The organism is Arsukibacterium perlucidum DSM 18276 (genome assembly GCF_000382165.1).
Taxonomy (GTDB): domain Bacteria; phylum Pseudomonadota; class Gammaproteobacteria; order Enterobacterales; family Alteromonadaceae; genus Alishewanella; species Alishewanella perlucidum.
Window position 1 is genome coordinate 67934 of sequence record NZ_KB907710.1, and the last position, 14648, is coordinate 82581.

At 50.8% G+C, this 14648-nt stretch carries 10 protein-coding genes; 6 read left to right on the plus strand and 4 right to left on the minus strand.

What is annotated here, in order from left to right; translation table 11 throughout:
* Positions 1-2 precede the first annotated feature (2 nt).
* From folK to dksA, 4 genes are all read right to left on the minus strand, one after another.
* On the minus strand, positions 3-530 hold the full coding sequence (gene folK / locus H141_RS0109240) for a 2-amino-4-hydroxy-6-hydroxymethyldihydropteridine diphosphokinase (RefSeq protein WP_019675976.1): 528 nt from the start codon (positions 528-530) through the stop codon (positions 3-5).
* The gene (pcnB, locus tag H141_RS0109245) at positions 523-1986 is read right to left on the minus strand and encodes a polynucleotide adenylyltransferase PcnB (protein WP_026349350.1); all 1464 of its coding nucleotides are present in this window, start codon (positions 1984-1986) and stop codon (positions 523-525) included. Before pcnB ends, folK begins: the two co-directional genes overlap by 8 nt.
* A gap of 121 nt (positions 1987-2107) precedes the next feature.
* Entirely contained in the window at positions 2108-3028 is a 921-nt protein-coding gene (gene gluQRS, locus H141_RS0109250) for a tRNA glutamyl-Q(34) synthetase GluQRS (protein ID WP_019675978.1), read from the minus strand.
* 17 nt (positions 3029-3045) lie between these two features.
* On the minus strand, positions 3046-3495 hold the full coding sequence (dksA, locus tag H141_RS0109255; RefSeq protein ID WP_019675979.1) for an RNA polymerase-binding protein DksA: 450 nt from the start codon (positions 3493-3495) through the stop codon (positions 3046-3048).
* A 258-nt stretch (positions 3496-3753) separates the two neighbouring features.
* Here dksA and pepB point away from each other — a divergent pair, with 258 nt between their 5' ends.
* The 6 genes from pepB to H141_RS0109285 all read left to right on the plus strand — a co-directional run bounded on the left by pepB (position 3754) and on the right by H141_RS0109285 (position 14648).
* Positions 3754-5160, plus strand: a complete 1407-nt coding sequence (gene pepB, locus H141_RS0109260) for an aminopeptidase PepB (protein WP_019675980.1) — start codon at positions 3754-3756, stop codon at positions 5158-5160.
* Positions 5161-5167: 7 nt separating this feature from the next.
* A complete protein-coding gene (gene hrpB / locus H141_RS0109265; protein ID WP_019675981.1) occupies positions 5168-7669 on the plus strand; it encodes an ATP-dependent helicase HrpB in 2502 nt (833 codons plus the stop codon).
* Entirely contained in the window at positions 7653-9902 is a 2250-nt protein-coding gene (gene mrcB, locus H141_RS20045; RefSeq protein WP_051090396.1) for a penicillin-binding protein 1B, read from the plus strand. Before hrpB ends, mrcB begins: the two co-directional genes overlap by 17 nt.
* Positions 9903-9944: 42 nt before the next feature.
* Positions 9945-12104 carry a winged helix-turn-helix domain-containing protein gene (locus H141_RS0109275; protein ID WP_019675983.1) on the plus strand — a complete coding sequence of 720 codons (2160 nt, stop codon included), beginning with the start codon at positions 9945-9947 and terminating at the stop codon, positions 12102-12104.
* Positions 12105-12229: 125 nt separating this feature from the next.
* A complete protein-coding gene (locus H141_RS0109280) occupies positions 12230-12484 on the plus strand; it encodes a hypothetical protein (RefSeq protein ID WP_019675984.1) in 255 nt (84 codons plus the stop codon).
* Between the two features lie 91 nt (positions 12485-12575).
* Positions 12576-14648, plus strand: coding sequence for a winged helix-turn-helix domain-containing protein (locus H141_RS0109285; protein WP_019675985.1), 2073 nt, complete (start codon positions 12576-12578; stop codon positions 14646-14648).

Sequence of the window (14648 nt, forward strand, 5' to 3'; positions counted from 1 at the left end):
AGTTACCAGCGGCAAGATTCGCTAAGTTTCTGCAGGCCATTTACAGGCACTTTGCTTAGCAATGCCTTTAGTGGTGTACCACAAGGCAAGGTCAACTGTGGCGCAATTTCGGCCAGCGGATACAACACAAACTCACGCTGAGCCAAACCGTAATGTGGCACCGTTAAGCGTTCACTAGTTATAGTTTGGTTGGCATATAGCAAAATATCCAGATCCAGCGAGCGAGGGCCCCAGCGCTCGGCTTTTCGCTGCCGGCCTTGAAGCTGCTCTATTTGCTGCAGGGCATCCAGTAATGCCAGTGGCGGCAGGGTAGTGCTTATTTTTGCGACAGCATTAACGTAGTCAGGCTGGTCTTGCGGGCCCATTGGCCTGGAACAGTATAAGCTGGATACCGCCAGCAAGCTGCTTTGCGGTAGCTGGTTTAGCGCCGCTACGGCGTTTTGCAGTTGCGCTGCCGGGTTGGCTAAGTTTGCACCTAAACCCAGATATACCTCATGCTCAGCAGGCCGTTCGAGTTGCTGCTCAGGCATCGGGTGTACTGCTGCGCTTACGTTTATAGTTGTTACGCCGCCGCTTCGGTCGGTCATGCGCTTCCCGGCCCAGGCTGTTTATCAGTTCCAGTTTTTCAGCATCATCTGCAAACTGAAATTGCTGCCACCAGCTGGCCAGTTCAGTCAGGCTGCCACCCTCGGCTTCGGCGCGCAGTTGCAGAAAATCAAAAGCGCCGCGGAATTTTGTTTGCTCAAGCATTTTGAAAGCCCGACGGCCACCGCGTTTGGTCAGCCGGTATTGCAGCGCCCAGATATCGCGCATGGTTAAACTAAAGCGTTTTGGAATAGCGATAGTGCGCTGAATATCATCCAGCACTTCGGTCATGGCAATGTTCAGCGCGTCAATTTCATTTAAGCCGCTTTCAATCAGCAGGGTCTGGCTGCGCAGCTCTACCGGGTACCACAGCATGGCGGCAAAAATAAAGGCCGGAGTAACCGGTTTATCAACAGCAACCCGCTGATCGGTATCCTGCAGGGCGCGGGTTACCAGGCTAAAGGCTTTACCTTCTGGCTCCTGCTTTATTATTTTGTCCAGCTGTGGCATTAACTGTTTTAATATTCTGGTATCGCGCAGCAACATAAAGTTGTCGAATGCCTTACCGGCCAGCAGCATTTTTACCAGCTCATCAAACAAGCGCGGGGCCGGGATGTTTTTTAACAGCACAGCTAACTGACTGATAGGCGTTAAGGCGTCTGGGGCAATCTCCATATTGAGCTTAGTAGCAAAGCGAATAGCTCTGAGCATCCGTACCGGATCTTCCCGGTAGCGAACATCCGCGTCGCCAATCAGTTCGATCCGCCGCGCGGCAATATCACGCATACCGTTGGCAAAATCATAAATGGCAAAATCTTTTACCGAGTAGTACAACGCATTAATAGTAAAATCGCGCCGCTCAGCGTCTTCCTCGATAGTGCCATAGACGTTGTCACGTAAAATCTGGCCATGGTCGCTTAAACTGGCGGTCTTTAGCTTGGGGGCGGTATCTTCCTGATCATCAGCGCCACTGTGGTGACCACGAAAAGTGGCTACTTCAATAATTTCCCGGCCAAATACCACATGGGCCAGCCGGAAACGGCGGCCAATTAAGCGGCAGTTACGAAATACCTGTTTAACCTGATCAGGGTGGGCATTGGTTACCACATCAAAATCTTTTGGTTTTAAGCCCAGCAATAAGTCGCGTATACAGCCGCCAACTAAATAGGCTTCAAAGCCGGCATCGTTCAAGCGATACAGTACTTTTAAGGCGCTGGGGCTGATGTCGCGCCGGGAGACACTGTGCTCACCGCGGGTAATAACCTGCATCGGTGGTAATATTGAGCTCGCCGATGCCTGGGCAATAGGGGCAGCTGCAGCGGCTGATTTAGCAGCAACAGGCTGTTGTTGGTTGTCGCCCTGAGGCTTGCCACTTAAGGTTCTGCGGCAAAAATCTAACACACGCGAAATTATGATATCTCTCCTAAGCCCTACCAGTCTGGCTGGTGGCATTGGCATCTGACTAAAAAAAACGGCTAATAATACCGCAGCACAGAACAAAAAAGAATTAATCTGGCTAAAATCAGCCAAAATCGCTGGTTATTATTTCCCGTTCAGCCGGAATAGCAGCAGGCCGCCAGTTGGCAAGCGCATAGCTTAATTGCTCTGGTGCCGCTGCTTGCTGTAACTCAGCAGGTAACACCAGCCCCAATATTGCCAGCGCCCTCGCCATGGTATAGCTGGCAGGCCAGTTATCCAAAGCTGTGGCATGGTTTTGTTTACTTAGTTTATGGCCCGGCGCGGTAACTGCTAATGGCAAATGGCCATACAGCGGTGCTTTAGCCCCAAGCAACTGAAATAAATGTTGCTGCCGTGGTGTCATACTGAGTAAGTCGGCACCACGGATCACTTCGGTAACAGCCTGGTCCCAATCGTCCACCACTACCGCTAACTGATACGAGAATAAGCCATCCCGGCGCAGCAGAATGTAATCTTCCTCTGCCAGCGTCTGCTCAATCTGCTGTGGGCCAAGCAGGCTATCGATAAACTGGTTGGTTACGCCTGCACTGTGCAGCCGCCAGCTTAATTTTTTAACATCACTGTTGGTATTATTCAGATGAAGCGGCGCACAGGTACCCTGATATAGCCCGCCGCCGGCATTAATTTGCTTACGGCTGCACTGACAGCCATATACCAGGCCTTGTTGCTGGAGCTGGTTGAAAATTTCGTGGTAGCGCTCAGTGCGTTGGCTTTGATAAATAACCGGGCCATCCCACAGCAGGCCGTGCTGCTCCAGGGTGTGCATAATGCTGCTGTCTGCACCCGGGCAAACTCTGGGGGTATCAATATCTTCTATGCGTAGCAGCCATTTACCACTTTGCTGTTTGCTGAACAGATAACTGCCCACAGCCGCCAGCAGTGAGCCAAAATGCAGAGGTCCGGAGGGCGAGGGCGCAAACCTGCCAACAGTGTTTGCTGTTGGCTTACGTTTGTTACTCAACATAGCTACAGTAGCTGCAATTAGCCGCCTAACTGTTTTTCTTTTATCTCAGCCAGGGTTTTACAGTCAATACACTGATCAGCTGTGGGCCTTGCTTCCAGACGTTTGATACCAATTTCAATACCGCAGGTATCACAAAAACCGAAATCATCGTTTTCGATTTTCTGTAACGTTTTTTCAATTTTTTTCAGAAGCTTACGCTCACGATCACGGGCGCGCAATTCCAGGCTGAACTCTTCTTCCTGGGCGGCACGGTCTACCGGATCAGGGAAATTGGCTGCTTCATCGGCCATATGGGTTTTAGTGCGGTCAACTTCTTCGCGCAGTTGTTGGCGCCAGGCGTCAAGAATTTTGCGAAAATGCTCGAGCTGCTTCGGGTTCATATACTCTTCCCCGACCGCCTCCTGATAAGGTGTCACACCGGCCAGCGCCAGTAACCCTAATGTCTTAACATTCTTGCCTTCTGGCATGCTCATCTCCTGTACAATACTGCCAAGCAAAAAAAAGTGGCGGCTATAGATAGCAGAATATTGCCACTACCGCAATCACTAATAAAAAGCCGGCGAAGTATACAGATTGTGACTATAGCCGTCACCTGTTTTAACCCCGGCAGTTGTAATGGCTGCAAAGTGGCATGGCTTGGTTACTGACAACCGCGCTAATAACCGCGTTAATAGTGCAGTGTAACGCCATTTTAGCGCTTTGTGCTCGTTGCCAGCTGTTGCGCTATGTTACACTTTGCCCCACAAAAGTTAGCCATCACTGCTGCTAAGCTCGATAAAATGGGGATTACTATGTCTGATTTAAAGTCTGATTCAAGCTCTGATTCAACACCAGAACTATTACAAATTAGTATTGCTACAGCTAAAGCCGCCCAAAAATGGGGTAATAATGCGTTGCTAAGCCCTACTGCACAGGGGTATCAGATTCATCTACCAGCCAATGACATGCTGCGTGGTATGCAAAAAGCCGGTCGCAGCCTGGATAATCTTGGTATTACCCAACTGCAACTAAGCGGCGCTGGTTGGAGCAAAGACTTGCAATGGGCGTTTTATCAGGGCTTTTGTAACGCCAGAAAACACGATGGCGTGAGCTTTAATAACGAGCAGGGCGAAGCTGAACAGCTGGCACAGTTAGCGCAATGTTTTAGTTTTGCCAAGAAAATGATTAACGATACTCCTGAAATGTTATCGCCAGTAGCGTTAGCAGAACAGGCTGAAGCTTTTATCCGCAGTATCGCCCGGGAAGGTAGCGTAAGCAGCACCCTGATTACCGGCGCAGATCTGGCCGAAGCCGGCTGGCATGGTATTTATCAGGTAGGGCGCGGCAGCACCAGGCCGCCAGCGTTACTGGTACTGGATTTTAACCCCGCTAAAGCAGACGATACAGCTGTTGCCGCCGCACTGGTGGGTAAAGGTATTACCTTTGATAGCGGCGGTTACTCTATCAAGCCTACTGAAGGCATGGCAGCGATGAAATGCGATATGGGCGGGGCCGCCACGGTAACGGCGGCGCTGGCGCTGGCGATAATGCAGGGCCTGAGCCAGCGGGTGAAACTGATTTTATGCTGTGCTGAAAACCTGATTAGCGGCCACGCTTATAAGCTGGGCGATATCATTACCTACAAAAACGGCACAACCGTTGAAATTGTTAATACCGATGCAGAGGGTCGTTTAGTACTGGCTGACGGCCTGATGTGCGCCGCCGAGAGCAAAGCGCCATTAATTATTGATGCCGCTACCCTGACGGGCGCGGCCATGGTAGCAGTGGGCGGTGAATACAATGCCCTGTTTGCACTGGACAAACAGCTGGCTGCCAGGGCATTGCAGTATGCCGCCAATGAGCAGGAAGCCACCTGGCAGTTACCACTGGAGAAATGGCATCAGCAACAGTGTCCGTCACCTTATGCCGATACTGCTAACAGTCGTCCGGTAAAAGGTGGTGGTGCCGGTGGTGCCAGTAATGCTGCCGGCTTTTTAAGCCGGTTTGTCGCAGATGATGGCAAGGGCTGGCTGCACTTTGATTTAGCTGCCGCGTTCAATAACTCTGCTAACAGTTATTGGGCCGCCGGCGCTACCGGCCATGGTATTCGTAGTATCGCCGCTACCTTACTAACCGAAACTGCTGGCAAGTAACACTTCGGTGGTCAGTAATAATGCCGATCCCGGCTTAGCCGCAGCAAATGTGCTGCCGGTAGCCGAAGTGTTGTCGCAGCTGGTGCAGTTACTGGCAGCGCAGAACCGGGTTATTTTATCGGCGCCACCAGGTGCCGGTAAATCGACCTGGCTGCCGTTGCAATTGCTACAGCAGCAGGCCTTGGCCAACGGCCAGATCATTATGCTGGAACCGCGCCGTTTGGCGGCCAAAAGCATTGCCGGTTATCTGGCGCAGCAACTGCATGAGCCGGTGGGCCAGACCGTCGGTTATCAAATCCGCCATGATAGTTGCCAGTCAGCAGCCACCCGGCTGTTAATTGTTACTGAAGGTATTCTTACCCGCAAACTGCAGCAGGACCCTGAACTTGGCGGGGTTGGCCTGCTGATTTTCGATGAATTTCATGAACGTTCTTTACATGCTGACTTAGCGTTGGCGCTGAGCCTGGAAGTACAGCAATTACGGGACGATCTGAAAATTCTGGTGATGTCTGCCACCCTGGATGTGGCTGCGCTACAGAGCTACCTGCAAGCGCCGGTAGTCAGTAGCAGTGGGCGCAGTTATCCGGTCGATATTCAGTATATAAAACCGGGTTCAGAGCCCCTTGCATTGCAAGGAGCAAGGCAGGCGCTGGCAGCATTTCACCACGAGCCTGGGAATATTCTGGTGTTTCTGCCTGGCCAGGCAGAAATTAATAAAGCCCGGGAATATCTGACCAGTCAGACGTTACCTGCTGACCTGCATGTTTATTCGCTGTTGGGCGCCATGACGCTGGCCGAGCAACAGGCCGCCATTGCGGCGCCACCAGCAGGCCAGTACAAAATTGTGCTGGCAACCAATCTGGCTGAAACCAGTTTAACCATTGATGGGGTTAATCAGGTGGTGGATACCGGCTTGTGCCGGCGCGCCAGTTTTAACCCGCGCCACGGTATCAGTAAGCTGGAAACGGTGGCAATTAGCCAGGCGGCAGCAGTGCAGCGTGCTGGCCGGGCGGGACGACAGGCACCGGGCCGCTGTTACCGGTTAGATACTCAGGAGCTATGGCAAAGGCGGGCCGCGTTTGAACCGGCTGAAATTGAACTGGCGGAATTAACTCAGTTAAGGCTGGAAATCGCGGCATGGGGCTGTCAGCCAGCTGATATCCAATGGTTAACGCCTCCGCCGCCAGCCCATCTGGCTGTTGCCAGCCGGTTGCTGCAACAGTTTGCGGCGTTGGACGATGCCGGGGTAATCACGCCCTACGGCCGGCGTTTGTACCAAACCGGCAGCTCAGTGCGGCTGGCCAGTATGATGCTGTATGCCACTGAACATGAATCGCAGGCCCCCGGCCTGACCTGGCTGGCAGCGTTGCTGGCAGCATTGTTGGAAGATAGCCGCAATTTGCAGCCAAACCTGGAGCAACAGGTGCAAATGCTGGCCCATAGCAAACACCTGCCGCAATATCAGCAGGCCCGGCAATTTTTCCGTCGGTTGGGTAGTCACAGCGCTACCCGCTTACCTTTGCAATGGCTGCCGCTATTGTTGCTCAGGGCCTTTCCGGATCAACTGGCGCAGCGTCGTGGTCAGGGCTATTTACTGGCTAATGGTGTCGGCGCCAGCCTGGCGCCGGACCATCCGTTGCAAGATACAGAGTTGCTGGTGGTGCTGGACCTTCAACATTGGCAGCAACAAAACCGCATTCGCCATGCGGTAGCGATTACGTTGGAGCAGATCCTGGCTGACTGGCAGCAACAGCTGGAGTGGCAGCTGAAAACGGGCTGGAACGATAAAACGGCCAGTTTCAGTAGCGAGCGCCAGCGTTGTTTTGGCCAGCTGGTATTGCAACGGCAGCCGGTGCAAAATAGCATAACAGCTGCAGAACGCCTGCAGGCCTGGCTTGATTACCTGGGCCGGCGTGGTCTGGCAGAATTAACCTGGTCAGATGCGGCTCAAAGCTTATGTGCCCGGGTGCAGCTGATACGACAGCATCTTGGCGCTGACATGCTGCCGGATTTCAGTCAGGCCGGTTTACTGGCAGATCTGGCCAGCTGGCTCGGGCCATATCTTGGCAATATCAGCAAAAAAGTGCAGTTAACCCAATTGGAGCTGGAACCGGTATTGCTGGCCAGATTAAGTTATCAGCAACAGCAGCTGTTGCAGCAGCTGCTGCCGGGCTACTGGCAAACACCTACCGGCAGCCGGCTGAAAATTGATTATCTGCATCCGGGCGGGCCGCAGCTTTCAGTCAGAGTTCAGGAAATGTATGGTCAACTCACCACGCCCGTGGTGTTAAATGGTGCTATCGCCCTTACTATCGCCTTGCTGGCGCCGGGGCGACAGCCGCTGCAGGTCACCCGCGACTTAGCCAGTTTCTGGCAAAATAGCTGGCAGGATGTTAAAAAAGAGATGAAAGGGCGTTACCCCAAACATTACTGGCCTGATAACCCGGCCGATGCGCAGCCAACAACAAAAACCAAAAAGGCGATGTTACGCGATGTCAACCCGAAGTAAAGGCGCCAGGGCGCCAAAAGTGAAAGTAAGACCATGGTGGCATAAGGTACTGTTTACGATGGGTAAGCTGGCGCTGGTGATGTTTTTTTTGCTGGCCACTTACCTGATTTATCTGGATAGTAAAGTTACCCGGGCTTTTGCCGGACAGAAATGGCAGGTGCCTGCCCAAATTTACGCCCGCAGCCTCGAGCTTTACCCTGGTAAGGCGTTAACCTCGGTTCAGTTGCAAGCTGAATTAGAGCAGTTGCAATATCATCGCAACCCGGCAATGACTGCCGCCGGCCAATACAGTGTGTCGCGCAACCACATTACTATTTATCGCCGTGCTTTTACCTATATTGACGGTGTTGAACCTGAAGCGCTATTCAGCGTGGAGTTTAATAGCAGTGGTGTTAACCGCATTCGTTACCGGCAGCAGCAGGAAGTAAACTTTGCCCGGCTGGAACCGCAGTTAATTGAGCATATGTTGTCACCGCATCAGGAAGACCGGGAGCTGGTTCGGTTAGAACAGGTCCCCATGCTGCTGAAGGAAAGTCTGTTACTGGTAGAAGATCGGGATTTTTATCACCACCGCGGGGTCTCCCCGCTATCGGTGTTACGTGCGCTATGGGCCAACATCAGCGCCGGGAGGACAGTGCAGGGCGGCTCTACTTTAACCCAGCAGCTGGCGAAAAATATGTATTTAACCAGTGATCAGACTTTGCTGCGTAAAATTAACGAAGCCATGATAGCGTTAATCCTCGATTACCGCTTTAGCAAGGATCATTTGCTGGAAGCTTACCTGAACGAGATTTTCCTCGGTCAGAATCATGCCACAGCCGTGCACGGTTTTGGCTTAGGCAGTCGCTTCTATTTTGCTAAGCCAATAACAGAGTTGCGGCCCGATGAAGTTGCGCTATTGATTGGCCTGCTCAAAGGGCCATCTTATTATGATCCCAGGCGTTACCCTGAGCGGGCTTTAACCCGCCGGGATTTGGTGTTAAGACTGATGTTTGAACATCATTTGCTGGATGGTGAACAGTATCAGCAGGCACTTGCTAAGCCATTGCAGCTGGTACCGCGCGGCCAGTATCTGAATGCGCGTTTCCCTGCCTATATGGATGCAGTAAAAAAAGAATTGCGGCAGATAAATTTCGACCAGAAGTTATTAAGCAGCGGTATCAAGGTTTTTACTTTTTTAGATCCTAAAGCGCAACAGCAAGCAGAGCTTACTGTGCGCCAGCAAATGCAAAATCAGGATGAACAATTGCAGGCGGCGATGCTGGTGGTCAATTATCAGCAGGCAGAGATCCAGGCGCTGGTGGGCGGCAGAGAAAGTGGTTTTGCGGGTTTTAACCGGGCATTAGATGCCAGGCGACAAATTGGCAGCATTATAAAACCGGTTATTTATCTGGAAGCACTGAACCAGCCCGGTAGATTTTCGCTGGCTTCGATATTGGAAGATCAACCGTTAAGTTTACGTTCTAACAATCAGGACTGGCAGCCGCAGAATTTTGATAAAACCTTTCGCGGCCGGGTTAATTTGTTAACCGCATTAACCGACTCGCTGAATGTGCCGACGGTACGCTTAGGTTTGCAACTGGGAATGCCGGCGGTAAGTGACGGCCTGCGCAAACTTGGGCTCAGTCGCCGGGTAAATTTGCATCCAGCAGCGTTGCTGGGAGCAATTGAATTAAGCCCGCTGGAAGTGAGTCAGCTTTATCAGACGATGGCAAACGACGGCGTTTACCAGACGCTCGCCACCGTGCAGGCGGTCACCGATCAGGACGGCCACCGCCTTTATCACCGGCCTGGCCAACGTTTCAGTCGCTATCCATCGCAAAGTATTTATTTGCTGCACCACGCGTTAATAGCTGCAACCCAGACTGGCACGGCAAAAGCGTTGCAGCATGCCTTGCCAACCACAGTGTTTGCCGGTAAAACAGGAACCTCAAGTGATTACCGCGATAGCTGGTTCAGTGGCTTTGACCAGCAAACCCTGATTACGATCTGGCTGGGGCGTGATGACAATAAGCCGATAGGTCTGACCGGTAGTAGCGGTGCTCTGCCATTGTTTATCGATTACTTTAAAGGCTCTGGAGCGCAATCGATAATTCGTTATCTGCCTGATCAGGTTCGAATCCAGGCATTCTCAGCGGACAGCGGTGCACCGGTTGCAGAAACTTGCGCTAACATATTGTTATTACCAGCGATATCAGCTGAAATACAGCAGCAATTAAGCTGTGATGATTAAATTTAACGCTTATAGTAAATAGGGTGCAGCATACTGACAATTATGGAAATTAAACCCGAACGCTCGCTATTGGTTGGTGAATGGCACTATCTGGCAAAAGAAGACAAACTGGTCAAGCTTGATCAGCACGGCCAGATTGTTGCTAAGGCTGACTTAGATAACCTGGGCCAGAAAGTCGTTAACTACTTTATCGTTCATGCTGGTGATCTGGTGACTAAAGATCAGCTGCTGGCTGATGTCTGGGGGATCAGGGATGTCTCAGACGGCCGGGTAATGCGGGTGATCCGGGCGATCAGGGTTGCGCTGGGTGACGATACCCGCCAGCCTAGCTACATTGAAACGATACCAAAGCGGGGTTACCGGTTTATTGCCGATATTGCCGAGATCCCGGCCACCTCCCTGGCTGATCAAGGTAGTACTGATTCCGCGCTGTCAGCCAACGCTGCCAATCGTGCACGCCAGCAGACTATGCTCTGGGGCGGAGGGGGCTTTGTTGTACTGCTGGTGCTGTTGTCCTGGTTGCTTTGGTTCCCACCCGCGGCTGAAAACCAGACCGCAGAAGTAAATACTATCCCACTGTGGCGCTATAAACCTATTACCTCGCTGGATGGCCTCGAGTTCTACCATAACGTTTCACCCGATGAGCGTTATCTGGTATTTAGTTATGCCGAGGTAGGAACGGAACTTATAGCAGTTCTTAATTTGCAGCATTTAGAAAGTCACAAAAGGATCCAGATAACAGCTGATAGTGGTAGCAGTCTGGGAGCTGCATTTAGTCCGGATGGCCGGCAGATTGCATATCATCGAATGCTACCAGATCGAAGCTGCGAAATCCGGCTGATTGAACTGGAACAAAGCAAAATGGAGGTAAAGACTGACCAACTGTTAACCACCTGTACCCCTGAGTCGGTATCAGCACGAATTAGCTGGTCGCCGGATGGTCGTTATATTGTTTATCCAAGTCTTGACCCTGAACAACGGCAAATGGTGATGATGATGTACCCCGTCGCCGGTGGCATTGCCGAGCAATTAACCGTGCCGCCAGCCAGTAGTTTTGGGGATTATGCCGGGCGTTATTCGCGAGCCGGCGATAAAATTGCCTTTATCCGGGATGCGGCAGGAACTGCGCAAATCTGGGTGCTGGATTTAACCAACCGGGCAACCCGGTTATTGGTACAGATTGATAACGCCTATCCGGGTAATATCGACTGGACCCTGGACGATGGCAGTATTATTTTCCCCTCGGGGCCGACGTCGCTCGGTATTGTTAATGTGGCTACCGGGGAGAGCCGCGAGCTGGCTTATACCGACAACCATGCCAGTGAAATTCAGCTGGGAGCTGTCAGCGGTAAAATTTATGCTTCGGTGGGCTTTTTCTCACACACTAATATTAAAAAAGTAAACAATAAACTACTTACGACTGCGCCAATCGAGAGTTTAATGTTCAGTTCAAATCGCAATGAGATATATGTAGAAATTAATCCGCAGCCGGAGGGACCTACTGCTGTGGTATCGCGCCGTTCAGGACTATCACAGGTCTGGTTGTTTTATCCGGATGGCCGCCAGCAACAACTGACAGATTTTAGTTCAAATGAACGGATCCGTAGTCTGGTTTTCTCGCCAGATGGCAGCCAATTATTATTACACTTAAATAGTGGTGTCTGGCAATTAAATCTGAATGGCGAACTTAGGCAGATAGTTGGCCAGAACGGCGAGATTGTGGCTAATCCAGCCTGGAGCCGGGATGGTACAGAGATATTCTATGCTCAGTCGCGCAGGGGGCGCTGGGATATTATGGCCGCAGCTATCGATATGGAAATTGAGACGCGGCTTGTGGCGACAGATCGCGAGTTATATATGCAAAGTTATGCCGCAGATTATAATATCTGGCGCGATGCTAATTCGAAGAACTTTGTCATTGAATACAGTAATGGTGATACAAAAGAGCTGAATTTAGGAACTACAGCAGATCAAATGCTATTCAAATTTGATTTGCGCCAGCATGGCTTTTACTTCACGTTTCTAATGGTAGATACCCAGTATCAGTTGCGATACTACGATTTAGCCTCTGATAAAGTGAACGAGCATGTTATTAAAGATTATCTGTACCATAACCGTTATAGCATTTCCGCTGATGAGACAGAAGTTTACATTTTGGAAGCAGCCAGGGCAGATTTCGATATTGCTGAAATAAGTTATTAGATCGACGTTTTATAAGGCTTTTGTTGAAAAATCATCGAGTTTAACAGCTAGTTCAGGTGTAGGGTCACGAATGTTGAGCACATTTCGTGGCCCCAACAGCTGAAAATATACTCGGAGATTGGATCATGATTAAAGCATTCAAAATATTAGTCGTCACCGCCAGCATCACTTTAGCCTTAAATGCCAGCAATACTAATTACAATGATATTAGCCAAGAGCAACTGTTGCTCAATGATCTATATGCTTGTCCATGGTGGCCTGCTTGTAAAGACCCTGAAGAGCAAGCGCCTAAGCCCGGACCAACAGATAGCTCTGTACCTAAGCCAAGCGGTGATAAAGACACTACTAAAGATAAAAAAGATCAGACTCAGCTGGCCTGAGACAAATTAATACTGTTTCAAAAGCAGATACACTCTACTTTTCAGTTAATTAAGGTATAATCCGCCTGACACTTTAGTCAGGCGGACCTTAATGTCAAATTTAGAACCACTGGTAAAAATTGGCGACTGGTATTATCAGGCTGCGTATGGACAATTATTGCCGGCAGAACCTGAAACCAGTAATGCTGTGCCGGTAGTATTAGAACCACGACTGCATAGTCTGCTGAATTATTTTTTGCTGCATCCGAACCAGGTTCTACATAAAGACACCTTAATTAATGATGTCTGGCCTCCTGTTGAAGGCACCGATGCCGCCGTTATGCGGGCGGTTGGTGCGCTGCGCAAAGTGCTCGGTGATAATGTTAAGTCACCACAGTATATTGCCACCATAGCTAAGAAAGGTTACCAGTGGTTATGTCATATTGAACCGCTGACCAGTAGCCAGCGCAAGCCATTAGCACGGGTAAACACCATCTCTGCAGCAGACCTTACCCTGGCTGACTCTGTCTCTGACAAAGGCTTACCCTGGCGGTTTATCAGCGCAGTTTGCACGGTATTGGTACTGGGTGGTGCCACCTTGGCATATATGCTGGCCAGCGTGACCGTAGCCCCGCTAACCCAATTACCTGATACGGTGAAACCGCTAAGTGCATTAACAGGACAGGAGTTTTGGGCCACTCTGGAGCCCGGCCAGCAATATGCATTTTATTGGCACCGCAAATCTGAAGCGGCTCCACAACAACTGGCCCGCCAGGATTTAACCAGTTTAAAAGTCAGTTACCACGAAGAATTGTATAGCGCGGCCAGCCAGCTATTGTGGGTCGATGACAACAAATTGCTGTTCCGGGCCCGGGACAGTGCCCAACAATGCTATTTTTATCAGCAGCAGGTAATGCCTGATTTTATGCCAGCGCGCAGAATAATGCCTTGTCAGCGGGTTCTGCTGCAGGGATTAGCGCTGAAAGAGCAACAATGGTACTGGCTGGATTATGCTGCTGATTCGCGACGCTACGAATTATGGCGGCGCGCTGAAGATGGCAGCACTATGCGGCTGATGGCGTTTCCTGAGAAATGGCAGAAAGTTGACCAGTTGCTGGTGGTAGGCTCGTCTTTATATCTGATTGCGCAGCAGGATTTCTATCGCAGCCGGTTGTATCGGGTAAATCTGGAGCAAAAACAGCTGGAAGCTATCGGTAGCTTTGACAATCAAATTGTTACCAGCAGCGGCTGGGATCAGCAACATGCGCTGTTAACTCTGAAAAACAGTGAGCTGCAGCTATATAATTTAAAGAACAAAAAGCAGCTAAGCCTGGGGCCGATGACCTGGGAACTGACCCAGCCTCAGCGCTATCAGGAGCGAATTATCTCGACACAGTACCTTGATTACACGACAGATATTGTGCGGGTATCTCTTGCTGACGAACAGTTGCTAAGCAAGCAAAGCTGGCAAACCAGTAATCGGAATGAGCGGTTGTTTGCTGCTAATGGTGAGCAGCTTGCTTTTGTCTCGGAGCGGGTTGGCGATAATCAGGTTTGGCTGTCGCTTTCTGGCGAGAGTCGCCAATTGTCGCGTTTAGCCGCTGGCCAGTATATTCAGCAGTTATTCTGGCACCGTGATGCCCTGCTATCAGTTATAGATAACCAGCTTTACCAGATTGCGCTGGATGATGGCAGCCTGACGTTAATGAGTAGCCGGCCGGTTTCAGGCCGATACCAAAGCTGCAATGATACCCTGTACTGGACAGAGCAAGACAGTGACGGCTGGCGCTTAATGCATGGTCAGCAGCAACCCGAAGTATTGTTGTCGGGGGTGGTGAATCTGAAATGTGCACCAGAGGGGCTGGTGGTGCAGTTTTATAACGACGATAATCTGGCGCTATGGTCAGCCAGTCAGCCGCAACAGTTAATGCCGTTGCCGGTTAGTCTGAACTGGCATCATATTCTGCCAGAGCAGTGGACCAGTAATAACCAGCAACTGTTATGGCTCGATCGGCAACAGTGGCAACTTAAGGTATATGACTGGCACAGTGGTGAAACCCACAGTTACCCCTGGCCTGCCACAGCATTGCCGCTGGAAATTCATAGCGACAATAGCGGTGGCTTATTCAGTGTCCAGCCGCGGCATTACGATACTGATATCGTCTGGCTGCAAAACAGAGGCTAG